25 protein-coding genes are annotated in these 24,570 nt (G+C 53.6%); 5 read left to right on the top strand and 20 right to left on the bottom strand.

Annotated features, from left to right (window positions below):
- Positions 1 to 20 precede the first annotated feature (20 nt).
- Positions 21 to 422: a ribonuclease HI family protein gene (locus EKM91_RS08450; RefSeq protein ID WP_125752687.1), complete on the top strand. Its 402-nt coding sequence runs from the start codon at positions 21 to 23 to the stop codon at positions 420 to 422.
- Positions 423 to 478: 56 nt separating this feature from the next.
- Here the strand turns inward: EKM91_RS08450 and EKM91_RS08445 are convergent, their stop codons facing one another.
- Entirely contained in the window at positions 479 to 1,081 is a 603-nt protein-coding gene (locus EKM91_RS08445) for a nitroreductase family protein (protein WP_125752684.1), read from the bottom strand.
- A gap of 107 nt (positions 1,082 to 1,188) precedes the next feature.
- On the opposite strand from EKM91_RS08445, the gene cls reads away from it, so the two are divergent.
- Both cls and nrdH read left to right on the top strand, forming a co-directional pair.
- Entirely contained in the window at positions 1,189 to 2,637 is a 1,449-nt protein-coding gene (gene cls / locus EKM91_RS08440) for a cardiolipin synthase (RefSeq protein WP_125752681.1), read from the top strand.
- 153 nt (positions 2,638 to 2,790) lie between these two features.
- A complete protein-coding gene (gene nrdH, locus EKM91_RS08435; RefSeq protein WP_125752679.1) occupies positions 2,791 to 3,021 on the top strand; it encodes a glutaredoxin-like protein NrdH in 231 nt (76 codons plus the stop codon).
- Here nrdH and EKM91_RS08430 read toward each other — a convergent pair.
- The 12 genes from EKM91_RS08430 to EKM91_RS08375 all read right to left on the bottom strand — a co-directional run bounded on the left by EKM91_RS08430 (position 3,018) and on the right by EKM91_RS08375 (position 14,859).
- On the bottom strand, positions 3,018 to 4,010 hold the full coding sequence (locus EKM91_RS08430) for a MucBP domain-containing protein (protein WP_164508511.1): 993 nt from the start codon (positions 4,008 to 4,010) through the stop codon (positions 3,018 to 3,020). The two genes, nrdH and EKM91_RS08430, sit on opposite strands and share 4 nt — an antisense overlap.
- Before the next feature lie 511 nt (positions 4,011 to 4,521).
- The gene (locus EKM91_RS08425) at positions 4,522 to 5,547 is read right to left on the bottom strand and encodes a glycosyltransferase (protein WP_125752673.1); all 1,026 of its coding nucleotides are present in this window, start codon (positions 5,545 to 5,547) and stop codon (positions 4,522 to 4,524) included.
- Positions 5,548 to 5,568: 21 nt separating this feature from the next.
- Complete coding sequence (locus tag EKM91_RS08420) at positions 5,569 to 6,057, bottom strand: hypothetical protein (RefSeq protein ID WP_125752670.1); 489 nt, start codon at positions 6,055 to 6,057, stop codon at positions 5,569 to 5,571.
- Between the two features lie 88 nt (positions 6,058 to 6,145).
- The gene (locus EKM91_RS08415; RefSeq protein ID WP_164508510.1) at positions 6,146 to 7,135 is read right to left on the bottom strand and encodes a helix-turn-helix domain-containing protein; all 990 of its coding nucleotides are present in this window, start codon (positions 7,133 to 7,135) and stop codon (positions 6,146 to 6,148) included.
- Positions 7,136 to 7,195: 60 nt separating this feature from the next.
- On the bottom strand, positions 7,196 to 7,840 hold the full coding sequence (locus tag EKM91_RS08410; protein WP_125752664.1) for an HAD-IA family hydrolase: 645 nt from the start codon (positions 7,838 to 7,840) through the stop codon (positions 7,196 to 7,198).
- A gap of 6 nt (positions 7,841 to 7,846) precedes the next feature.
- A complete protein-coding gene (gene dtd, locus EKM91_RS08405) occupies positions 7,847 to 8,290 on the bottom strand; it encodes a D-aminoacyl-tRNA deacylase (RefSeq protein WP_125752661.1) in 444 nt (147 codons plus the stop codon).
- 735 nt (positions 8,291 to 9,025) lie between these two features.
- A complete protein-coding gene (locus EKM91_RS08400; RefSeq protein ID WP_125752658.1) occupies positions 9,026 to 11,263 on the bottom strand; it encodes a RelA/SpoT family protein in 2,238 nt (745 codons plus the stop codon).
- 466 nt (positions 11,264 to 11,729) lie between these two features.
- Positions 11,730 to 12,053: a hypothetical protein gene (locus EKM91_RS08395; RefSeq protein ID WP_125752655.1), complete on the bottom strand. Its 324-nt coding sequence runs from the start codon at positions 12,051 to 12,053 to the stop codon at positions 11,730 to 11,732.
- Between the two features lie 5 nt (positions 12,054 to 12,058).
- The gene (locus EKM91_RS08390; protein ID WP_125752652.1) at positions 12,059 to 12,793 is read right to left on the bottom strand and encodes an RsmE family RNA methyltransferase; all 735 of its coding nucleotides are present in this window, start codon (positions 12,791 to 12,793) and stop codon (positions 12,059 to 12,061) included.
- Complete coding sequence (gene prmA, locus EKM91_RS08385; RefSeq protein ID WP_125752648.1) at positions 12,790 to 13,734, bottom strand: 50S ribosomal protein L11 methyltransferase; 945 nt, start codon at positions 13,732 to 13,734, stop codon at positions 12,790 to 12,792. The genes EKM91_RS08390 and prmA overlap by 4 nt, the downstream gene beginning before the upstream one ends.
- A 16-nt stretch (positions 13,735 to 13,750) precedes the next feature.
- Entirely contained in the window at positions 13,751 to 14,248 is a 498-nt protein-coding gene (locus tag EKM91_RS08380) for a DUF3013 family protein (RefSeq protein ID WP_125752733.1), read from the bottom strand.
- A complete protein-coding gene (locus tag EKM91_RS08375) occupies positions 14,248 to 14,859 on the bottom strand; it encodes a DNA-3-methyladenine glycosylase (protein ID WP_125752645.1) in 612 nt (203 codons plus the stop codon). The genes EKM91_RS08380 and EKM91_RS08375 overlap by 1 nt, the downstream gene beginning before the upstream one ends.
- Positions 14,860 to 14,922: 63 nt before the next feature.
- Here EKM91_RS08375 and EKM91_RS08370 point away from each other — a divergent pair, with 63 nt between their 5' ends.
- Complete coding sequence (locus EKM91_RS08370) at positions 14,923 to 15,171, top strand: hypothetical protein (RefSeq protein WP_125752642.1); 249 nt, start codon at positions 14,923 to 14,925, stop codon at positions 15,169 to 15,171.
- A 53-nt stretch (positions 15,172 to 15,224) separates the two neighbouring features.
- On the opposite strand, the gene EKM91_RS08365 is transcribed toward EKM91_RS08370, so the two are convergent.
- The 6 genes from EKM91_RS08365 to EKM91_RS08340 form a co-directional block, all read right to left on the bottom strand.
- Entirely contained in the window at positions 15,225 to 16,709 is a 1,485-nt protein-coding gene (locus EKM91_RS08365; protein ID WP_125752640.1) for a peptide MFS transporter, read from the bottom strand.
- Positions 16,710 to 16,840: 131 nt separating this feature from the next.
- Entirely contained in the window at positions 16,841 to 17,902 is a 1,062-nt protein-coding gene (locus EKM91_RS08360) for a dipeptide epimerase (protein ID WP_125752637.1), read from the bottom strand.
- Between the two features lie 205 nt (positions 17,903 to 18,107).
- Positions 18,108 to 19,673, bottom strand: coding sequence for a BCCT family transporter (locus tag EKM91_RS08355; RefSeq protein WP_125752634.1), 1,566 nt, complete (start codon positions 19,671 to 19,673; stop codon positions 18,108 to 18,110).
- Between the two features lie 211 nt (positions 19,674 to 19,884).
- Entirely contained in the window at positions 19,885 to 20,466 is a 582-nt protein-coding gene (locus EKM91_RS08350; RefSeq protein ID WP_125752631.1) for a sugar O-acetyltransferase, read from the bottom strand.
- A 277-nt stretch (positions 20,467 to 20,743) separates the two neighbouring features.
- Entirely contained in the window at positions 20,744 to 21,622 is an 879-nt protein-coding gene (gene pepI / locus EKM91_RS08345; protein ID WP_125752628.1) for a proline iminopeptidase, read from the bottom strand.
- Between the two features lie 82 nt (positions 21,623 to 21,704).
- The gene (locus EKM91_RS08340; protein WP_125752625.1) at positions 21,705 to 23,243 is read right to left on the bottom strand and encodes a multicopper oxidase family protein; all 1,539 of its coding nucleotides are present in this window, start codon (positions 23,241 to 23,243) and stop codon (positions 21,705 to 21,707) included.
- Positions 23,244 to 23,631: 388 nt separating this feature from the next.
- Between EKM91_RS08340 and EKM91_RS08335 the strand changes: the two genes are divergently transcribed.
- Positions 23,632 to 23,940 carry a cytochrome c oxidase subunit II gene (locus EKM91_RS08335; protein ID WP_125752623.1) on the top strand — a complete coding sequence of 103 codons (309 nt, stop codon included), beginning with the start codon at positions 23,632 to 23,634 and terminating at the stop codon, positions 23,938 to 23,940.
- A 167-nt stretch (positions 23,941 to 24,107) separates the two neighbouring features.
- Here the strand turns inward: EKM91_RS08335 and EKM91_RS08330 are convergent, their stop codons facing one another.
- A complete protein-coding gene (locus EKM91_RS08330) occupies positions 24,108 to 24,317 on the bottom strand; it encodes a hypothetical protein (protein WP_125752620.1) in 210 nt (69 codons plus the stop codon).
- Between the last annotated feature and the right edge of the window lie 253 nt (positions 24,318 to 24,570).

Below are 24,570 nucleotides of genomic sequence, written 5' to 3'. Positions count from 1 at the left end.
CTTCCTCAGGAGAAAAAATTATGATTCAACTATATACAGACGCAGCCACAAAAGGCAACCCCGGCATCGGCGGCATCGGCATCTTGATTGTCACCGCCAATGGCCAACACCAGCTGCACTATCCGCTGGCATCAATGTCCAATCACCAAGCGGAATTTGCCGCCGCGCTGGCTGGTTTTCAAGCGCTCAAACAACTGGGGTTGACGGGGATGATCAGCTACTACAGTGATTCCAAACTCGTGATCGACGCCTTACAAAAGCGCTACGCCAAGCATTATGACGCCGAGTTAACGCCGCTGCTGCAAGCCGTGGATGCCCAAGGCAGCGTTTTGTGGCAATGGATACCAGAACGCCGCAACCACGGCGCCCATCAACTGGCGCAACAAGGCTTGCGCGACGCTGAAAACCAGTCTAAGCCATAAAAAAAGCCTTTGCGTCCCTGCCCCATCATGGGTCAAGGCGCAAAGGCCAAAAGCAATTACTTGAGCAGCTTGAAGCGGTCAGCGCGGTCCATATAGTCCTTGCTGCCGGCAGGCGCTTCGATCGAACCAAATGGCATTTGGGCCCGCAAAGTCCAGTTAGCCGGGATATCAAAGGCTTCTGCCACCAATTCATCGATCAGCGGGTTATAATGTTGTAATGACGCGCCGATGTTGTTGTTGGCCAAAGTCGTCCAAGTGTTGAGCTGCGCTGAACCTTGAGCTTGTTCTGCCCAGGTGGCGAAGTTATCGGCATAAAGCGTGAAATCTTTTTCGAGTTGCTTGACCACAGCCGTATCGGTAAAGTACAAGATGGTCCCAAAGCCGGCTTTGAAGCTGTTGATCTTCTCTTGCGTCTTGGCATAGGCTTCTGCTGTCGGCACTTCAGACTTCAAGCGCTTCACGACGATGTCCCAAAGCTGATCATGCTTGTCACCGAATAAGAACACGGCGCGCGTGGTTTGGGAGTTAAACGCCGTTGGGGTCTCTTCGATCACGTCGGCGACGGTCTTGGCGATCTCGTCTGGAGACTGCTTGACCTCCTTACCGAGTGCGTAGATCGAGCGGCGTTGTTTCAATACGTTCAATACATCTGTGTTCAAATCGGTTCCCACCTTTGTTATAAGTATGGAATTCATTGTACCAGCTAACTATAAGTAAGTAAAGTAAAAATGTTAAAAATTTTGTGTAAAATTTTAAGGAGTGGCTTATGTCTATCGTCACCTGGCTGTTAATCAGCCTTTTAGTGATCAACACCTTAGGCGCGATCTTCACCGTCTTGCGCTCGGTGCGCGACATCAGTACCACCTGGGCGTGGCTGTTGGTGCTGCTGTTTTTGCCGGGGTTGGGGTTTTTGATCTATCTCTTCGCTGGACGGCGGCTGTCGGCTAAGAAGATGCGCTTGATCCAAGCGGCGGTAGCCAAAGGTAGCGCCGCGTTCGTGCAGCTGCAAAAGCGCGCCAACGCCCATGGCCGCTTGCTGCCGACTGCGGACTTAACGCCAGCGGCCCAAGAATTGATCAACTTATTCTTGAATACGGCGCGCGCGCCAGTGCTGACGAACAAGTCGGTGCAGCTGTATTATGACGGGCCCAAGAAGTTTGCCGCCTTGTTTGAAGACATCGCCAAAGCGACGGATTATATTTATGTCGAGTACTATACCATCTATAATGATGCGCTTGGCAACCAGCTGCGCGACTTATTGATCCAAAAAGCCCAAGCTGGTGTGCGCGTGCGCGTCTTATATGATGCTTGGGGGTCGATGGGCGCTTCGGCGCGCTGGTGGCGCCCATTAGTCGTTGCCGGCGGGCAAGCGGAGACGTATTTCAGCTCCAAGCACTTGTTTTTGGATTTTCGCTTGAACTATCGCCTGCACCGCAAGCTGGTGATCATTGATGATGCGATCGGCTATATCGGCGGCTTCAATGTCGGCGACCAATATGTGTCGCGGGCGAAGAAGTTTGGGTTTTGGCGCGACACGCACTTGCGGGTGATGGGCAATACCGTGATGGCGTTGAAGATCCAATTCACCTCTGATTGGAACGCGACTGTCAGCCAAGGCCAATTACCATACCCTAACCGCCCTTTGGCAGTCGACCAGCCGACGAGTCAAAACGCCATGCAGATCGTGGCTTCAGGCCCTGAAAGCAGCGGCCAGCAGATCAAAGCCGGCTATGTCAAGCTGATCACCAGCGCCACGAAAACCGTCTGGATCCAAACCCCTTACTTGATCCCCGATGAAACCGTCTATGATGCCTTGATGACCGCCGCTTTGGCAGGCATCGACGTGCGGGTGATGATCCCCAACATGCCTGATCACCCCTTCATCTTCCGCGCCACGCAATATTATGCGGCGCAACTCACAGCCGTTGGCGTGAAGATCTACCATTATCAAAAAGGCTTCCTGCATGCCAAAACCATGGTGGTCGATGACCGCTTGGCCAGCGTCGGCAGTGCCAACTTGGACATTCGCAGCTTCAAGCTGAATTTTGAAGCCAATGCCTTCATTTATGACCCCACTGTCGCCCACCAATTGACCGTCGCCTTTGAACATGACTTGGTCGAGAGCCTGCGCTTGACGCCAAAGATGATCGCCGAACAAAGCCATTGGCTGCATTTCAAGCAGCGCTTCTCGCGGCTGTTATCACCAATTTTATGAAAAGTGACTTGTAATCGGCCCTTGTGGGGGTATAATAGCAACTACACCATATCTAGACGCCAAATTTGGTCATACTAGATGTGGTGTTTTAGTTTGACAGGGCCCACTAGATTGGGTATACTGAATTCATCAGATAACAAAGAGGCGATCGAAATGAGCAATGTCACATTATTCACCCGTAATGGCTGCCCGCAGTGCCGCATGACCAAGCACTTCCTGCAACAACACGGTATCCAGTTCACGGAACACAACATCAACGAAGAACCAGAATTCATCGACTACCTAAAGGGCAAAGGCTTCCAAGCCGTTCCTGTCCTTGAAGCTGATGGCCTACAAGCCTTCTCCGGCTTTCGTCCTGACGCATTAAAGCAGCTGGCCAGCTAAGCTGACCGGCTTTTTTTGTGCCGCTTGACAATACGCGACCAGACGATGATGTCTTGGTCGCCTTTTTTTGTGTCTGTCTGCCAAAGGTCTCGCTTTTGATCAGTTTGGCCAAGAATGCCTTGGCGGTGGGATTTTGCTTTGAGCAGAAAGTTCGACATTTGCCGTGCTGGGTTCAAGATTGTGATCGCGGTGAGAAAGTCGCGCATGTGGCGGATCAAGGTGTGCCGCTGTTGGGCGGTGAGCTTGATGGTGTCGCCATCGGCAGCGAGGATCTGCGCTTGTTGCTGTAAGACCTTAGCCAACAGTTGTAAGATCGGCCATAATTCGCTGGCCGCAGGTTGCGCTTTAGCCGCCGGCTGCGCTTCGAGCTTTTCCGGGGCTGCGGTAGGCTCATCGGACGGCGCCTTGGTGTCGTCTGTGGCCGCTAAGGCTGCTGAAATCTCCGCCTTTGGTTGGCTTGCTTCGTCTAAGGCTTGAGCCTGGGCTTTGGCGGCTTCTTCTGCGGCTTGTGAGCGGGCATCGGCGACTTCTGGGGTCAACACTTCGAACACCACATCGTCTTCAGGCTCCGTGGGAATGAAGCTGGCCGGATCTAACACCACATGATAGTGGTGGGCGCTTTTGGTGTAGTAATGCTGACCGGCGTCAAGCGGCGGCAGCTGCAGCGCTTGGATGCGGCTGGGATCTTCTGGGCGCGCTTGTAAGGTGATGGTCTGGGTGACCGCGCCGTCTTGCACCAGCTTCACCTGGCCTAGTTTGGTATATGTGAGGGTGATCAACAGGCGCTTGCCTGCGGGGATCGCACCTGAGATCGGAGCGTTAGCGTCAGTCAGCCAATATCTAGAAAACAATGGGACGTTGACGTGATAAGGACTGCCAACCGCACCGAACAAGCTGAGATCCTCATTGAGGCGTTTGCCTTGTTCATCGACATAGCGCACGGTCACGCGATTTTGCCGGGTGACCGTCGGCGCTGATTGATTCTCCATGCGGATGTCTCCTTTCTTGTCTTGCATGGTTCTAGAATAATCCCGCTGCGGCGCTCACTGTGGCAAACTGCTCAAAAACGAAACTTTTTTGGTTATTGTTGATTACGGTGTTGGACTGCACCACACTGTCAGCATAGGCGGCGGCAGGATCTTCTTGGGTAAATGTCTCAGATATGAAACGGTTACATTAAAAAGTGAGCGTCGCGGCTCAAGCCAAACAAAAAAGCTGCAGCATAGGCGGCTGCAGCTTGGTGAACTGAGGTTGTTGTTGGCACTTGACGATGGGCCCTGGTTTGACTGCTGTTTTGGGGGACATCCCCTTTTTGTGGGAGCATGACGATGGTAATGGCTTTTTGGCAGCAGCAGGTGACAACATAATTTGCATTTTCGAATGGCATTTAGTGAGCTGGCGCATGGAGCCGCTATGCAGCCCCCCACCAACTTAACCAAAGGCTAAAGTTCGTGGGGGTGAGTGCGGCGCTGATTGGCTCTGGTCAGTTAGCGCGCAGCCTTATTTTCCTGCCGGTGCGATCACGGTTTCTTGCCAGCGTGCCCAGACGCGCTCTTGTGAGAAATCTGCCGCACGGGCATACGCCCCGGCACTTAATGCCGTTAAGCGGCCTTGGGTTGAGAAGGTCTTGATGATCGCATCCCCTAGCCCATTGACATCCCCATAAGGCAATAACTCGCCAGACTGGCCGGGCTGGATCAATTCCGCTGGGCCATAGTGGGTATCATAAGACACCGTCGGCACGCCATGACTGGCGGCTTCTAAGATCGCCAAGACGAAGCCTTCATAGCGGCTGGATAATAATAACAGCTGCGACTGATCATAAACCTTGCCGATATCATTGGTGTAGCCGGCGAAGGTCACGCAGTCATTGAGGTGTTGTTCGTCCACGATCTTGTGGAGCAATTTCTCATCGCGATGGTCCGTGGTGCCGTCGCCATACCCGTAGATGGTCAGCGTCAGCCATGGCAGCTGGTCATGGGCGCGCTTGAAGGCCCATAAGGCGTCATCGAGGTGTTTTTCATAATACATCCGCGCCACGATCAAGATCTGGCCGCGCTGGCGCTGATCCATAGGAATATGCGGCTGCGCCAGTTGCGCCGGGGTGACGCTGCCGACTGGGATCGCCACGATCGGCACTTGGGTGCGCAAGCGCTGGGCCATGTCTTGTGCTTGGGCGCGGGTAGGCGTGATCACCATGTCTGTGCGGCTTAAGTTATCTGATTCGGCGATCGACGGATAAGTCAGCGGCGAGTGCATCGGGTCATGATAATCGGCGAAGTGGATATTGTGAAAATGCTCCAGCTTGCGCGCCTTAGTGGTCATGTTCAACATCGGCCGATTGGTGTGATTGCTGCGATCGGAGATGAAAGTGCCGCCTTCGCCATCGTCGCGGTTGAGACAATCTAAGAACACGGTATACGCTTGTTCTTGGTTCAACAAATGCCACTGCCGCCCGTCGCTGAGCTGCAGGCGATAACTGGAGGCAACCACCCCATTGGCACGCTTGCGATACGTGATCTCCACGCCGATGCGCCCGGTGCTGCTTTAAAATGTCTCTAAAGCTAAGTGGCCAGTCTGTGCATCATCGGTGGTGGCAAAATACTGACTGAACCCTAAAAAGCCGCGGGTATCATAGTAGTCGCGGCGCACCAATTGCCCGTCGCCATCGAAGTGTTCGCTATAATCGATGCGGCCGGCTTTAGAATGAATGACCTCACACGTCCACTGGCCCACAAGCACCTTGGTGACATCGCCATCGGTGACCACATTCACGCCTGATGGCAAAATCAAGTCGTCGACAGTCAATGGTTCTTGCGGCAAACCCACATTGTCACAAAAGTAGTCGTATAAGTTGACATAGTCTTGCACATCGATGTGATAGCGCGCCAAGTTATCAGCCGCATCGCGCGTATATGCGGCGGTGACGATTTTAGCCGGCACATGATGCGCTTTAAACAAGGCCAACCGCTTGAATTCGGCGTGCTCAATGCCTGAGCACAAATTCGGGACGAAATTATTGAGAAAATAATACATAGACACAACGACTCCTTTTTGCCGATCAGCAGATCCGATCAACGTTACCTTCCACCTTGCCACAATCCGGCTGTCAAGTCCAGACATCCTAGCGCAAGTAATCCCATAACCAATCCAGCATTGCGATCAGATCCCGGCCTTGCTGCCCTGGGGCAAAATACAACAAGGCTTGACGCGTCCGGTGATAATCGGCCTTGGCGGCTGGCAAGTCGCCTTGTTGCAAGGCTTGGATCAAGCGGGAGAAACACTCGCCGATGACGAAGTTCAAGCCGTGGCGCTTGTGACGCAAGGTGACTAAGACCTTCATGGCATCATCGACATTGGTCAAAGACTGTGAGCGCACCGCGCCTAACAACAGCTCGACTCCCAGCAGATCGGTGGTTTCCGGCGGCAAGCGGCGGCTGAGATCGTCGCTGCCGCGCAAATAACGCGCCATCACCAAGCGCACCTTGGCATAATCCAAATATTCGATCAGTGGGATCATCACCTGATAGTCAAACTGGGTCCATTCCCCTTCTTCATTGAGATGCTGCCACAAGCGCTGCACCGCCAAGTCGATTTGGGCTTCTGCCTGCGACTCGCCGGCGATCAATTGCGCAGAATCTTGCAATAACTTGATCGGCTCGATCGGCGCAGGCGCTGACACTGCAGCCAGCCGAGCGGAAAAGGCACTCACTTGCGCTTGGACATCATCGCCGGCCGCTGCGAGTTGTTGTAATTCTAAGAACCACTGGCTGACTTGGCTATGGCCGCCAAGCCACAAATGCTGCACATCGGTGAAGTTTAAACGCAGCGTCGACATCACCGCGCCGATCACATCTAACTTAGTGGCTTCCACTTCGCGGTGCATGCGGCTCCAAGTCGACCGCGATAAGCCGACTTGCGCACACAGCGAATCGACGGTCAGCCCGCGGGCTTGCCGCGTGGTATCAAATAAATCGCCGAGATCTTCCGTCGGTGTCAGCTGCTGGGGCCATTTTGGCGTGGGCCAGTGATCCGGCTGGCGGAACTCGCCGCCTAACACCACATCTATACCAATGCTCGCGTCACCGTAGTGGGCGTGACTCAATCTTGACACGTCTCAGGAAACCGTGTGCATACAAAAAGCGCGCTCCTTCACGGAAAACGCGCTTAATAGTTATTTGGCTGTGACGGTTTTAGGCCCTAAATATGGTGCGAGTTCATGCAAGTGGTCGATTTGAATATCTGCCATCGGCGCATCATTGAGCCCATCGATATTGAAATACACCCCTTGCACCCCTGCCGCTTGGCCGGCGATCACGTCGAGTTGGCGATCGCCGATCATCGCGGTGCGTTCAGGATTCAACTGGAAACGGTCCAGTAAGTACAACACAGCATCTGGTTTGGGCTTGCGCGCCAGGTGCAGATCAGCCGTGACCCCGCCTAAAAACAAGTCGTCTAAGCCATTGCGCGCCAGCAAAGTCCAAGCCTTGTCGTCGCGATGCGTCATCAACAAGTTGTTGCCGCCAGCGGCTTTGACTGCTTTGAGGATCGCGGCAGTCTCTGGATAGGGCGTGGCTTTCATCACTTCTAAGGCTTCGCGGCGATGGTATTCTTTTAACACCGCTTGTTCATCAAGCCCAAGTTGTCGCGCATAGCCGATCGCGGTTTCGGTGACGGAACCGTGTTTGATGGTTTTATATAAGTCGTCTTTGCTAATGGTGATGCCAATTGCAGAGACGGTGTCATACAGGGCCTTCAAAATGCCAGGATAAGTGTCATACAGGGTCCCATCGAGGTCCCAAATTGCGTTAACGATCAAAAGTTGCTATTCCTCCGTGTCTATGATTATCGTCACCGGGCCGTCATTGACCAGGCTGACTTGCATATCAGCGCCGAAAACACCAGTGGCTACCGGGATCCCGGTAGCGGCTAAAGCCTGATTGAATTGGTCATACAGTTTTGCCCCGGTAGTGGGATCAGCGCCAAGATTGAAGCTGGGCCGGTTGCCTTTTTTGGTGTTGGCATACAGTGTGAATTGTGAGATCGACAGCACTGCGCCGTTGATCTGGGTGATGTCTAAGTTCATCTTGCCCGCCTCATCGCTGAAAACGCGCAAATGACTGAGCTTGTGGACCAAATAATCGATGTCGGTTTGGTCATCATGCGGTCCGACGCCTAACAAGACCATGAAGCCTTGTTGGATCTCGCCGTGCACGACGCCATCAATACGCACAGCCGCCGAAGCGACGCGCTGGATCACTGCTCGCATAATTGCCTCCTGATCAGGTTATGTAGCGGCTGGGCAAGCGTTCTAACTGGTCTTTGCAGCGTGTGGCTGTGCCACCCATCACCAAGCTCTGATAGCCCGTCACCCATAACCGCGGGGGTTTCTTCGTCGAGCTACGTGGTGCAACGGCATTGCGCATAAGTCGTCTCGTGCACGCGATGGCGTTGCCACCACGCACCCAACCCGCCTTATGCACATGCCTAAACGCGCACCACTCCGCTCTGGTTCATCGTCGAGCTGCGCCCCGCAACGGGGAGGCGTCTAAGTTTTCGCGTCACGATCCGGCTTCGCCGAACCGCGTCACGCAGCCTTAGTCACTCCCCTAAATGCGCGGTGCTTTGCTCTGGGTTGTCGTCGAGCTGCGTGGTGCAATGGCATTGCGCATAAGTCGTCTCGTGCACGCGATGGCGTTGCCATCACGCACCCAACCCGCCTTATGCACATGCCTAAATGCGCACCACTCCGCTCTGGGTTTTTCGTCGAGTTGCGCCCCGCATGGGTGAGCGTTCTAACCGGTCTCGGCAGCGTGTGGCTGCGCCACCCACCACCAAGCCCTGTTAGCCCGTCACCCATAACCGCGGTGCTCCGCTCTGGGGTTTTTTCGTCGAGCTGCGCAAGCCAACGCAATTGCGGCTAAGTCGTCCCGGTCACGCCGCGTGCCGCGACGCACCCAGGCCGCCTTAGCCACATTGCTAAAACCGGCTTGCTCCGCTCTGGCTATCCTTGTGTCCGTTTGACTTCGTAAATATCCGGGATATTTTTCACCGCATCCATTAAGCGATCCAGGTGTGCGAGGTTGCGGATGCCTACGGTGACGTGGATGTCGGCCATTTTGTCGTGGTCGACGCGGCCGACGACGTTGTTGAGGTTTTTGGTTTGGGCGTTGAGGCTTTGTAAGACGTCGTTGAGCAAGCCGGAGCGGTTGTAGCCGTAGATCTCAAGATCAGTGTCAAAGAGCTGACTTTGATCGTTGAGGTTTTGCCAGCCGACTTCGATCAAGCGGCCGGCCATTTCGGAATCGGCGGCCACATTCGGGCAGTCGGTGCGGTGGATGGTGACGCCGCGGCCTTTGGTGACGTAGCCGACGATGGGATCGCCAGGTACCGGGTTGCAGCACTTGGCCAAGTGCACCAGCAAGTTGTCGACACCTTCGATGACGATGCCTTCTTGAGTGCGCGACACTGGCTTGGCGGCTTGTTTGTTGTCGCGGGCCATGGTGGTCACTTTTTGATGGGCTTCTAAGATCGCCTTTTCTTTGGCGGCTTGGTCGGCTTTTTCTTTTTCGCGGCGGACTTTTTCCGTGAGGCGGTTGGCGATGATCTTCGGCGTGTATTCGCCATAGCCAATGGCACTCATCAATTCCGACTCTTGGGTGAAGTTCAAGCGCTTGAGCAGCTCAGCCATCGCGGGTTTTGGCGCAAAGAAATCTTTTGGCGCATAGCCGTTTTCAAGCAGCTGATGTTCCAGCATGTCGCGGCCTTTGACGGCATTTTCTTCTTTGTCTTCTTGCTTGAAATACCGGCGGATCTTGTTGCGCGCCCGCGAAGTGAACACCAAGTTGACCCAATCTCGGCTGGGCTTGGAGCCGGTGGAGGTCAAGACTTCGACAATGTCGCCGTTTTTGAGCTGGTAGTTCAGCGGGACGATCTTGCCGTTGACTTTGGCGCCGACGGTTTTATTGCCGACGTCGGTGTGGATCAAATAGGCAAAATCCAGCGGCCCAGAGCCTTTTGGCAGCTCGTAGACGTCGCCTTTCGGGGTGAACACATAGACACGATCGGTGAAAATGTCGCCTTTGACGCTTTCCATGAAGTCATTGGCGTCATCGGTTTCGTCTTGCAGTTCCAAGATCTCACGGAACATGTCAAGTTTCTTCCCTGACTTGTCGTATTGGACTTCTTGGGTCTGGCCTTCTTTATACGCCCAGTGCGCCGCGACCCCATATTCAGCCACATGGTGCATTTCTTGCGTCCGGATCTGCACTTCCAGCGGCTTGCCTTTCGGCCCGATCACGGTGGTGTGCAAGGATTGATACATGTTCGCCTTAGGCATGGCGATATAATCCTTGAAGCGGCCAGGCATCGGCTTCCATTTCGTGTGAATGGCGCCAAGCACGGCATAACAGTCCTTGATGGTTTCGGTGATCACCCGCACTGCCAGCAGATCATAGAGTTCATCGAATTGCTTGTGCTTGTCGCGCATTTTTTTGTAAATCGAATAGATGTGCTTCGGGCGGCCGTAGATCTCATATTTCATGTTGAGATCTGCTAACGCCGCGTTGATCTCCTTGATCGCCCCGGCGATATACGCTTCTCGTTCGGTGCGCTTAGATTTCATCAACTGCGCGATGCGGTAGTATTGTTGCGGGTTAAGGTAGCGCAAGCTGAGGTCTTCGAGTTCCCACTTGATGGTACTGATCCCTAAGCGATCCGCTAATGGCGCATAGATCTCCAAAGTTTCATTGGCGATGCGGCGCTGTTTATCCGGACGCAGGTGCATCAAGGTGCGCATGTTGTGCAAGCGATCGGCGAGTTTGACCAAAATGACCCGCATGTCCTTGGCCATGGCCAGGAGCATTTTCCGGTGATTTTCAGCCAGTTCGTCTTTATGCGCCACATACGTGACCTTGCTCAGCTTGGTCAAGCCATCGACGATCACCGCCGTTTCTTTGCCAAACACTTCTTGGATGTCGCCTAAGGTAATGTTGGTGTCTTCGACGACATCATGCAAATACCCAGACGCGACGGTCACCGGGTCCATTTTCAACTCTGCTAAGATCCCGGCCACTTGCACGGGATGGATGATATACGGTTCCCCTGATTTGCGGAATTGTTCCTTGTGGACATATGCCGCAAAATCATAAGCCTTCTTCACAAAGGCGAGGTGCTCATCATTCATGTACTCGCGGCACATGTCCATGACTTGCGCTTGCGTTAACTCTTGTTCTTCTGCCATTGGAATTCCTCCTTAGCCGCGATCACCGGCGCACAGCAGCAGCGATCACGGAAGACCACAGGCGCACATTTGGCCAATGCACGCCTGCCAGACGGCTAAAATGCCGCCGCCCCGATAGACAAAAGGCACGTCAAAACGTGCCGGTAGGATCATTATACCAATTTTGTAAAGCAGCAACCAGAGTACAGAGCGTGATTGCCCACGGGTGCAGGGGTTGGGTAAGTCAGCTTGGCGGCGGGAGGCGCAGCCTCCCACCGTCGAGATGACTTACCCGCACCCCTGCAGTGGGCAAGAACGCGTTTAGGCGAGCGGATGCTAAGACACCCTTATAACGCCCAATTAGTCTCTGCTAAACGCGCTCACCCCGGCAACGGGGAGCGTTCTAATCAGTCACGTCATCAGCCGGCTGCGCCGACTGCCGCCATGCCTGGTTAGCCCGTCCCCTAAATGCGCCGCGGTTCACGCTCTATTTTTTGATCCAGCTCAACATAGTCAGCAGCCAGTAGATCGGCAAGAACCAGTAGTTATACTTGGCAAAGCGCAAAAAGACCATGATGCCGAATAATAGCGGGAGTAATAGACTATACCACCATGGTAAATGGGCTTTGCGCATGAGATGGCCGATCCATAACGACCATAAGCCGTCGATCACAAAAAACAACAAGCCCACGCGCATGGCGACGCTGGCGCCGATGAGCTTGAATAACCAAGGCATGATGAAGGTGAGGATAATATTGACATAAACAATGATCCCGGCGTTTGATTTTGACCAGGTGCGCAATTTTTGCATAAACTTCAGATCTCCTGTAATTCCGTCAGCGCGCTAATGGCGCTGAGTAAATATAGTGGTGCGGTTTCAGTGCGCATGATGCGCGGCCCTAACCCCGCCGGTATGAAGCCGCGCGCGGTCAACGCAGTGACTTCTTCCGGGCTGATCCCACCTTCTGGACCAAACACACATGCCAACGCCTGCGGCTGTTTGGCGATGGTTTGCACCAGCGTCGCCGCTTCGCCTGCTTTGGCCGCTTCTTCATACGCGATCAAGCCGACTTGCCCCTCCTCCAAGGTCAAGTCCGCCAACCGCGCAAAGCTGACCGTGGGAATGCGGTCGCGATGGCTTTGTTCTGCTGCGCCTTGGGCGATCGCTTGCAAGCGGGTGAGCTTTTTGGCGACGCGCTCAGCTTTCCACTTGGCTGTGGCCCATTGGCTATTGAAAAACGTGATCTGACTGGCGCCAAGCTCGGTGGCTTTTTGCACGATCCAGTCGGCTTTATCGCCTTTAGGCACGCCGCAGATCAAGCGGGTGCACACAGGTAATTCCACCACTCGTGTGATCGGTGTATCCACCGACACCACTAGCGGCGCAGTGGTTTGAATGGTGGCCACAAACGCGTGTTGGCGGTCATCCGCCAGTTCAAACTGTGCCCCTTCTGCCAAGCGCAGCACCTTGATGGCGTGTTTTTGCAGCGCTGGCTCTAACGTAACTCTGGCGCCTAGCGTCAGAGGCTGCTGGGTGAAAAAGCGCATCATGGTGCCACCACCTTGGCGGCTAACGCCACCCAATCCCCGCTGCGGCGTTCTTCTACCACAGTCAAGTTCACCGCCGCCAGTGCCGCTTTGATCGCGTCAGCTTTGTCTTCGTAAATCCCCGCCAACAAGCATACCCCGCCTGGCGCCAAAACGCTAGGCACTTGCGGGATCAGCGGCAATAAGACTTCCGCCAAGATATTGGCACAAACAATGTCGGCTTGCGTGTCGATGCCATTGAGCAAGTCGTTGGCCACGACGGTAATGTGATCAACGGGATTTAAGGCCAAGTTGGCTTCGGCGTTTGCCACGGCGATGTCATCGACATCCGTGGCTAAGACTTGAGCCGCGCCCAGCATGCGCGCGGCGATCGCTAAGATGCCGCTGCCGGTGCCGACGTCGATCATCTGTTCACCGCCGCGAATATAGGTTTCCAAAAGCTGGACCATTAGCGCCGTGGTCGGATGCGACCCGGTACCAAAGGCCATTTCGGGATCCAAGCGGATGATCAACTCCCCGGATTGCGCCGGTTGATAGTCGGACCAATCAGGCACCACCGTCAAAAACCGCGTCAAGCGCAGCGGATGGTAGTATTTTTTCCATTCGTTGGCCCAATTCTTGGTGGCGATATCCGCCACAGTGATGGTGCCAGCACCTGGATCTAAGCCAAAGCTGGCGAGTTGCGCGACTTTGGCCGCCAAGTTCTGGCGCAATTCCTCAAGGTGGGTTTGCGGGGCAAAATACCCGCTGACGGCGGCGCCTGCTTGGCGATGCGGGATCGTGTTGGGATCCAGCCATTCGCCGGTGGCAGTGATCACCTCATGGGCGTAATCGGCACTATCGTCGATTTGCACCCCTTCTGCGCCCGCTTCTAATAAGAAGTTGGCGACTGCTTCGACTGCTTCAGTACTGGTATCGATCGTCAATGCGATCCAGTCGTCCATGATGGCCCTCCTTGGGTTAAAACTTCGGATATGCTAAAAACGTCTGCTTGGTCGCGTTAGGCTGCGCGGCATAAGCGGCGTCGTATTTGGCTTGATCAAACGTCAACTCAAAGGTCTCGGCATCGCTAGTGCCATCAACAAAGTCAAACAAATCGCTTTGTCCATCGTCTAACAAGTCTTGCATGTAGGTGAATAACGCGTCGACTTGGGCTTGTTCGATGCCTTTTTTGCCGCTGAAGCCAAAGATCGCCAAGTAGTTGTCGCGGTAATCTTCGCCTTTGACCCGGGTGCGGTCATAAAACAAGATCGCATCGGCATAATCCACTTCATTGCCGGCAGACACGTCTTGGCCGTCTTGGTCTTCAACTTCATAACCTTCTGCGGCGTCGACATACATGGTCAGCTCCACTTCGATCACATGGGCTTGTTTGTCCCAGTTGAGCTCCAAGTCGCCATCAAAATCTAAGGCGTCCATTTTATCGCCGATATAATCGAGCATATTAGGTAGCGTCATCATTGCCATCCTTCCTGGTGCAGGTCTGCTGCACGCCGAAAACATTGAGAAACATAAGGGTTATGCGCCACCCAAAACCGCAATGGCGCATTGGTCCAAGCACCTTTGTGAGGAACGCCGATCCGCGGCCCAACCGCCACTTGCTGCGGGCGGCGCACCCCTAGCGTCAAGCGGATGCGCCCGGCGTCTAAGGTGGTTTGATCATCGGCTTTAGTGATCGCCAACGCTTGCGTCAGCTTGCCGGGACCATTGGCGAGTGCGATGCCAGTGCGGTGGCGGCGGGCAGCCATCAAAGCACTGCCAGATGCTGGCTGCAGCGCGCGGATCAAGAGACATTCAGGCACGCCTTGCGCTTGCACGTTGAAATTTAATAAACAATATTGTCGCATTTGGTACACGTAAATCGTCCCAGGGGCTTGCCAAAGCGCTTCGTTGCGCTTAGTGCGGCGGTTTTGATAGGTATGCGCCGCTTGATCTTTGGCGCCGAGATACGCTTCGACTTCCACGATCAAGCCGCCAGCTGCCCCGACGTCAAGGCGTGCGCCGAGCAAGGCCTGCGCCAAGGCGGTGGTGGGACGACTTTGGCACCACTGTTGCCAAGTCTTTTCCATCCCTATATGATAGCGTATGTGAGCTCATGATGAAAGCTATTCACAAGGATCGGAGGAATCTTCATGAAAACTGCGCCTAATTTACGTGCCTTGATCGCCGATGCTGCCGACACCTTAGCCAGTGCCGACTATACCGAAACCCTGCTGACACAACGCTTAGAGGATTGGCAAGCGCAAAATCCGGATGCGGATACCCGCTTGCAAGCCGCCTATCAATTCGCCTTGACGCGCGAGTTCAGCCAAGCATTATTGATGGAAGTTTTGGTGAAAATGCAAGCAGCGGGCTATTTCAATGCGCCGCCAGCAAGCTGATCAGCTGAAAAAAACCGCTGCCCCAGGTCTTCCCTGAAGCAGCGGCTTTTTGATTAGGTGAGGCTGACTTTGGTCAAGCGCGTGATCGGCTTGACGAAGAGGAACAAGACGAAGCCTAAGACTAAACTGACCACCCCGACTGCCGCGAAATACGCGACTTCAGTGCCTGGGGTGTAGAACTTCACGATTTGCGAGTTGATCGCTTGGCCAGTCGAATTGGCCAAAAACCACATACTCATCATTTGCCCGGAAAAGGCTTTTGGCGCCAGTTTGGTCGTGATCGACAAGCCGATCGGCGAGACTAACATTTCCCCGATCTCAACGAAAAACCATGAGCCGACCAACCACCAAGGGCTGACCTTGCCTGCCGTGCCATACAGCAAGCCTGGCAAGGTCATAAAGAGATAGGAGACGCCGGCAAACACTAACCCGCTGGCAAACTTGCCGGCTTCGCTGGGCTGTTTTTTCCAATTGCTCCACAGCCGCACGAAAAACGGCGTGAAGATCATCATAAACAACGGGTTGAGGGTCTGGTAGTTCGACGCTTGGAAGTGCCAGCCGCCGACATGCAAGATCGTGCGCTGTTCGGCAAACATCGCCAAGATCACCGATCCGGACTCTTCGATCGCCCAAAAGATCACCGCCGCCAAAAACAGCGGGATATAAGCCAGCACATGCGCGCGCTCGACTTTGGTCACTTTCTTGCTGGTCAGCATCATCACGAAGTACACGATCGGCAAGATCACAGCGATGATGGTGATCAACAAGATCACATTGGTAATATTCAAATTGCCGCTGACAGCCATGATCACCAACACCACTGCCAAAGCGGCAATGATGCTAGTCGCCCCAAGCGTGACTTTTTTGGCATCTTGCGGCGCAATGGGATCCCGCGGTGATAAGGAGTCGGCACTGAGGTATTTCTTGCCGTCTAATGCATATTGCAACAAGCCGAAGAACATCCCGATCGCCGCCAAAGAAAACCCGGCATGGAAGTTCATATTGCCATTATGGCCAAAGAAGTCCGCCACCATCGGCACGGCGATCGGCGCCACGGCCGCGCCGACTTGGATCCCAAAGACAAACAAGCTGAACCCGGCGTCACGCCGGCGGTCAGTATCCGCATACAAGCCGCCGACCATTTCCGACACATTCGGCTTCAACAAGCCGGTCCCGGACACGATCAACGCGATGGACACAAACAGCGCTGTGGCGCCAAACGGCATCGCCAACACGATGTGCCCGCACATGATCAAGACCCCGCCGATGAACACCGTCAAGCGGCTGCCCCAGATGCGATCAGACAACCAGCCGCCCACCACGCCGGCCATGTACACCATCGACCCATATATCGACATGATCGATGCGGCAGTTGGCTGATCAAAGCCCAACCCGCCTTTGGTCACCGCATAATACATGTAAAATAACAGGATGGCACGCATCCCGTAATAGCTGAGCCGTTCCCACATTTCAGTAAAAAACAGCGTGGCCAATCCGCGCGGCTGGCCAAAGAAAGCCTTATCCGTATCTTTACTCACGGGTCAATCCTCCATTATCGAATAATCTTGAGAAAAATATGAAAGAGATTATAACAAAACGTTCGATAATTATACTAGCATTAGGAAAACGACCCGGTCAACCTAAATTTGTAAGCGTCTCCATCACAAGCTTACAGCCCCGGTGCTTGATTGAGCAGGATCTGGTCATGGTCTAAAGTCAAATACGGCACCGCCAAGTCTTCGTTGCTCATAAACACCGCATCCAGATCCACAAATTTGATATTGGCTTGGCTTGCCACCAGCGCCGCTGCCGCAGCCAAGCTGACTTGCGATTCGATCATGCACCCGACCATGCAAGCAATGCCATTGGCCTCACACAGCGCATTGATCTTCAAGGCTTCGCTTAAGCCGGCGGTTTTCATCAATTTGATATTGACCAGATCACATGCCTGCGCTTGGATCAGTGCTTGGGCGTCGCGGAAGGTATGGACGCTTTCATCGGCCATGATCGGCAGCTTGCTGGCTTTGGTCACGGCAGCCAGCCCGGTGAGATCGGCTGCGGCCACTGGCTGTTCGATGAAGTCGATGGGCAGATCGGCCTGGCTGAAAGCCGCCACGGCGTTCAGTGCCGCTTTGGCCGACCAAGCTTGATTGGCATCCAGCCGCAAGCGGATCGCCGGCCCCACTGCCGCAGCAATCGCTTGGATCCGTGCCAGATCAGCCTCCAGCGGCAGCGTCCCTAACTTGATCTTCAACGCCTTAAACCCCGCGGCCACATGCGCTTGAGCCGCTTGGATCATGGTGTTGGTGTCAGCGATACCTAAGGTGTAATCCGTTTCGACTGGCTGCACGCGCGCCCCTAACAAGCCGGTCAAAGGCACCCCCAATAATTGAGCGCGCAAGTCATATAACGCGATTTCCACGGCGGCTTTAGCTGGGGTGTTGCCGGTGATCGCCGCGTGCACTTGGGCGATCACGGTATTAAAGTCATCCAAATCGGCGCCTTGCAAAGCCGGTGCCAGAACATCATTGACTACCGCCAAGCACGTGGTCAAAGTGTCGCCGGTCACGACTTCATTAGGCGTCGCCGCGCCATGCCCGATGTGGCCATCGGCTAAGGTGATAGTGACATACACACTTTGCATGGTGTTAACGGTATGTTTGGCAGTGGTGAACGGGTGGGTCAAGCTGGCGGTTTTGACCGCACCGGTAAGGGAGCGAATGATCGACATAATGGCAGGATTCCTTTCGATATCATATTGATGGCGCCTTCACAGCATAGCGCACCCCTGACTTGACGGCAAGCGCCGCCAGCTGTCGGGTCACCGCTCGTCCCAGTAATCTGCGGGTATAACCCCTTAAGTGCGTGGTGGCGATGCCAACAAAAAAACCAGCCTCGGACCTGACGAATCAGGCCAAGAGGCTGGTTAAGTGCATTTAATCATGTAAGGAATCATGCACCACTGGCAACACGGTTGGGACCTGGCGTTTGCGCTTGGCCACCACCGGTGCTGGCTTTTCGACGACACTGCGATCTTTGACTAAGACTTGCCAAGTCGAAATGATCAACAAGGCCGAGACAAAGATCAATGGGAACCCTGCCACCGAGCAAATCGCTTGGACGGTTTGGAAGCCGCCGACAAACACGATCCCGAAGGCAAATAACATGAAGATCCCCATCCACACCATGCGGTTGACGACGCTTGGCTGCTGCGTCGGCCGTAAGTGGCTGGAAGTAAAGGCAGAAACGATATACGCCGAAGACGAAACCGTTGTCGCCAAGAAGATGAAACAAGATACCCCATACACCACCAACATGATGTATTTAAAAGGCAAGGTCGCTAACACTTGGGCGATCGCGGCTGCTTGGCCTTGGGTATTCAGCGTATGGATCAAGTCCACGGCGCCGCTTTGTTGCAGCGACAGCGAATACCCGCCTAAGATCGCATAAAAACTCATGCAGCCTAACGCCCCAAACCCAAGCATCCCAAAGATCACCTGACGGATCGTGCGGCCTTTGGAGATGCGGGCAATGAATAAGCCCATAAATGGCATATAAGTCAGCCACCAGCCCCAATAAAAGACCGTTTCCGACTTCACTGGATCAGCGCCATGGCCCATGGCCGTGGTCAATCCGGTACTCATCGCGGCAAAATGCGTCACTAACAAGCCTAAGCTGTGGATTTCAGAACGGATCAATTCGCCAGTGGGACCGACGAACAAGACGATTGCCAAAAAGCCGATCGCCGTCCAGATATGTGCCGAGCTGAGGCGGTCGATGCCGCCTTTTAACCCTTGCACCATGGTGAGCGCAAACAACACCAGCAACACGATAAACATCGCCAGCTTCAGCCAGATGGTATCACTGACCCCGGTCAATTGGGCAATGATCTTAGCTAATACCGGGATCTCCATGCCCACAGACGACCCAATGCCGCCCATGATGCCAAACACCACCAAGAAGTTCACCACTAAGCGCAAGCTGCGTTTGGTGCGGCTTGGTCCTTGCAGCATCGGCATAGCGTCGCTTAACGCTAAGACATGCACGTGTTTGTTGAACATCATATACCCAATGATCACCGCAGCTGATGCGAACATCATCCACGCCATCGGCCCCCAGTCAAATTGACCGAGCATGTGCGCGTTTTGATAATTTTGCGCCGACATCGCCTTGGCCCCGAATAGCGGGTGTTGGACATACCGCAGGGGATCGACCATGCTCAACATCAAGATGCTGGCATCGATCGCGGTGGCAAACACCATGCTGCCCCATTGGAAGTTGCTGTAAGCCGGCTTGTCATCAGCGTCGCCTAACTTGATGCGGCCAAAATGACTGAAGGCAATATATAAGAAGAACACGAAGTTGATGATATAGATCCCTAAGTACAACCAGCTAAAGCGCGTGGTGATCCCTGCCATCATCGCACTTAATAAGGTTTTCAACTGCGTGCCGCCAAGCAACAATCCCATCGATACGATCACGAATAATGCCACTGTTGGGATAAATAGCCGCTTATTGATATTTTGTCTGTTTAAAATAAAAGTGCTCCTAGTTCCCGTCGACCATTATCGTAAAAAAGGCCCTGCCAGGCAACGGGTCATAGACGCCGTCGGTAGTGCCTGCGGTCACAAGTTGTCACCGTACTCATCTGATAATAACCAGATGCTTTGCCTTTTTTATGATCACCAAGCCTAAAAAGACTTGATCTTGAAACTATTGGGCGTGGATCACATCCCCATCGGCGTCCAGTTGACGAATGACGCGCGCTGGGTTGCCAGCAATCACCACATCATCCGGGAAGGACTTGGTCACCACGGAACCGGCCCCGACCACGACGCGATCACCCAAGGTCACCCCTGGCAAGATCGTGACATGCCCGCCGATCCAGATGCTGTTGCCAATGGTGATCGGCTTGCCTAATTCGACATCCGCATCACGCTTGCGGGCGGCTAGCGGATGCACTGGCGTATAAAAGCCGACATCTGGGCCAATGTAACAATGTTCTCCGATCGTGATCGGACAAGTATCCAGCAGCGTCAAATGATAATTGGCGTAGAAGTGCTCGCCGATGTGAATGTTGAACCCGTAATCAAACTCGATTCCAGTTTCGGCGAAGAAATCATCTCCCACATCCGCCAACAAGGTCTTAAGCTGACCATTGCGGGCTTCGTTTTCGGCCAACTGATTGATCTGCAACAATTGCTGCCGCACCAGCTTCCGGCGCGCGATCAATTCCGCGTCGAATTGCTTATAGGGTTTTCCGGCAGTCATTTTTTCTCTTTCAGTTTCCATCATGGGTCTACTATAGCACTGATCGCCGCGATTGTGAAAGTTTGCTTGCGCGTGTTGGCAGACGGGCGTTTTTAGTTTATAAAATTTCACAATGTTTCAGCAAGTCCAACATTTCACAAGATTTTGCTGGCAGCGGCTGATCCGCCCGCTGCGTGCTGACCGTAGGCGGCGGTGCATCGCATACCAGTAGTGGGATAGCCGAATTTGCGGCAACCGGGCTTGGTTTGCGTAAGTATGTTCACCAAAAAACGATTGCCCGCTAAGACAATCGTTTTTCCCGTCAATCATGGGCATTGAGCCACTGATCGAGAACGCGAATAAATTCATCACGCTGATCTAATAGTGCCAAATGCCGGCTGTTGGCAAACAAATGCCACTGGGCGTTAGGAATGTGATCGTAAACGGTTTTGGCGATCAACGGCGTGCACAGATCGTCGGTACCGTTGGTGACCAACACCGGCACATGGATCTTGTGCAAGTCGGCGGTCACTTCAAAATCGGAAATCGTGCCATTTTCCGTGAATTCATTGGGCCCTTCGGCGATCAAACTCGCCCGCTTGCCATTGGTCGCTCGGCGCAGCGGCTCTGGGGAATGCTCGTCTGGATCATCCCAGCAATAGCGTTCCATATACCGGTCATTGGCTGCCAGGTACTTAGGATCAGTGAAGTCACCGGTGCGCTCAGCTTTAGCGATGGCTTCACGGTCTTCGTAGCTGAGGTAGCTGATCAAGCGATGCTGTTCTTGGATCCACAATTTGATCGACGACGGTGACCCGTCGATCATCACCGATTTGATCCCAGTTGGGTCTAAGGTAGTCAGATAGTACATTTCCAACATTCCGCCCCAAGATTGGCCCAGCATGTGGACTTGATCTAAGTGCAAATACTGCCGCAACGCCACCAGCTCAGCGCGCCAAGTTTCGCGCACATACACGCTTTCATCGACGGGCAAGGACGACTTGCCGCAACCGATTTGATCATACATGATCAGCTGCCGGCCGGTTTGGGCATAATCATCCATTAACTCAAAATAATTGTGCGACGACCCTGGCCCACCGTGGATCAGCAACAGCGGCGCTTTGCCCGGCGTCTTGTCGCCCACGATGCGATAATAGGTTTTGTAGCCGCGAAACGGCATGTAGCCTTCTTCGATTTTCATAAATAGCCTTCTTCTGCGTTTGTGTCGCTGGACTTGTTTGGTGGCACGGCATCACCACTTGACGCCACCTGACTGGCGCCCATTACATCTTCATCCCCATTTTCATATAGGAATCCATTCCCGGCATCCACATGGTCTTAGGATCCACGCCGCGTTCTTTGGCGAATGCATTCGTCAATGTCGTCATGTCCATTAAGTGGTAAGTCGGCAGCGGCTTGCCGGGCTCATAAGTCTGGATCTGCGCCATCATGCCGCCGTCTTCGTGTTCGATAATGTGGCAGTGATACATGTAGACCCCGGGCAAGTCAAACCGCACCAGCAAGCGCACGGTTTCGCCAGGATTGACGCCGACAGTATCTTTATAGCCGTGTTCATTGGGATAAGGTGCCTGTCCGTTGCGGGAGATCACCAGGAATTCGGTTCCATGCACATGGAACGGATGGACCATCCCATTGGCCATGTCGTTGGTATTGGTCACGTCCCAATACTGCGCCAACCCCACTGCCTGCGTGGCATCGATGCGCTGCATGTTGAACTTCTTGCCATCGATGGCGACTGTTTCATCCATGCCAGACATCACGATCTTGCGTACCGGCGTGTCTGGTTTGACGACTGGCGCCTGGATCGCCAACAGCTGATCAGGCAAGACCGTGGTGTCTGGGGTGTAGTCGTGGATCTGAAATTGCACCAGCGGCACGTCGTCAGAAAACAGCGTCACCGTATCGCCGGCATGGTAATTTTTAAAATCGACCACGATCTCAGCGCGCTCGGCACAAGTCAGCATCAGCCGCGTCATGCGCACGGGTTTGGGCAGCAAGCTGGAATCTCCGGCGATCTGGGTAAATGCCAGATCATCAGAAAAATGCAGCCGCCACTCGCGGCGATTGGCGCCATCCAGTAGGCGCAAGCGCAGCTTTTGCGTCGTGACCGCAAACACCGGATTGATGGTGCCATTGATCATGGCAGTCGGCCCTTGGACGCCATCTGGATCATAATCGGCATGATAATCCCATTGGTTATCCGCATGGAAGCGGCGATCTTGCAAGATCAGCGGAATATCATCCACCCCATAGGTATGCGGCAGCGGCAAGCTGGCCTCGTGTTGGTCATGCACGATCACCATCGCCGCCAACCCGTGCCACACCTGCTCAGCCGTAGACGGACAAGGATGCGCATGCAGCCAAGTCGTTGCGGCTGGTTGATCCAGCGTAAAATCGATGTGCTTGCTTTCCCCTGGATACACCGGTGCATGACAGCCGCCATCCACATACGGCCCAGAAACCGTCAACCCATGCCAATGAAACGTCGTCAGCTCGTCTAAGGCGTTTTTCAGCGTCACATGGATATGCTTACCCACGGGAAATGCCAGCGTTTGGCCTAATAGCGGCGCATTATAGCCCCAAGTTTGGGTTTTAGCGCCTGGCAGCAGCTGACTTTCGCCTTTTTGCGCTTCGAGCGTGTACCAAGCATCCGTGGCAGTTTCTTGATCTGGTTGACATAGCGCCGGGATCTTCAGCGGCGTCGCTGGCGCTTTGGCGACTACCAGCGGCACATAGCCGCCATCATGTGTGTTATACGCCGATTCATCGAAAAAATAATGATCATACACTGGTTGTGCCATCAATTTTCCCCTTTCGCGGCGGACTTTTCGTCTGTCCTAACTTTAAGTTTAGCACCCTCGGGATGGAAAATCAGGGGGAAGTTGCGTGCTTCGGGTTTTAAAGGTCTCAATGTCTTTAATAGTTGACACGGTTTGGAAAACGCAATGTTCATAAGAGGTCGCTTTAAACTCGACTTTATCAATAGTTGTAGACCACAGTCTAAACTAGGCCATAATGAAGTTATGCAAGTGCTTTCAAAAAAGTTTACATATGCGCCTTGATCGATCAGCTTAAGCAAGTAATGAGTTCGGCGTAGTAAAAAGAAAAAACGTCCATCACCGCTGATGACGGTGTGGACGCGTAGTGATCACTATAAGCAAATATATCATACCATTGGGGGAGCATTTTATGTGGGGTTTTATTGAGTTTCTGTTTATTATTGGGGTGTTAATTTTTGTGGTCGCACTGGGTGGAATTGGCTACGCATTTTTCAAGCAGCGAAAAAAGAAGCCTTGGATCATCACTATCGTTGCAGGAGTTGCGATTTTTGCCGCTTCCATCCTGATTGGCGGACGACAGGTCGACACAGAACAAAAAGCAGAAGATGCCGCCGAAGAAAGCCGGGTTGCAGCACAGCAAAGCAGTGCACCAAAATCGGCTGTGTATGCCGGAAAGCTGAGCTTTAACGCAAAAATGCTAACAGCAGATTACAATTGAGGGAACCTGGCAAAACTCGAAATCCCAACGAAAAAAGGTGACAAATTAACAGTAACCGATGCTTCTAAGCAAAATAACAAGCAAACTTATCAATCTGATTCGACGGATACCATCCCTGTTTGGATCAAAGCCAAAGATAAGCCTGCCGTCGTGACAGTGCGCATTACTCACTCCGGTCGGTACAAAACCGCAATGGTGAATGTGAAGCCAGATCCGCAAAGCGCAGCCAAGGCTGCTTCAGAATCTGCTAGTTCAATTGCGGCTGCTGCAAGCAAGAATAGTGCCAAAGCCAGTAGCCAAGCAGCAGCTGCCTCATCAAAGTCACTCGCAGAAGCAGCTGCCAAAGCCGAGGCGAACAAATATAACACTGGCATCACGTGTCAACCACCCCTGACTAAAGTCAGAGGCTTGTAAGCGCATCACCCAACGGCGACGCGACTACAATTTGCTTAGATACAGCGATTGCCCGCAAGCGGGTCTTACCTGCTAATTACCAAAGCCTTTAGAGTCCGCAGGTTGCCAGACGGACTTGACGCTTTAGCGTCTTAGTGCTGTCGGACACCGGAGGGCCAGACGGACTATTTGGTTAATTTAGTGCTAATCCTTTAGCCAAAATGTTCTTCGCGGCGT

It is taken from the genome of Lacticaseibacillus baoqingensis, assembly GCF_003946165.1.
GTDB classification, from domain to species: domain Bacteria; phylum Bacillota; class Bacilli; order Lactobacillales; family Lactobacillaceae; genus Lacticaseibacillus; species Lacticaseibacillus baoqingensis.
The sequence above is the reverse complement of the archived record's forward strand: the minus strand, read 5'-3'. Positions and strand labels throughout refer to the sequence as shown.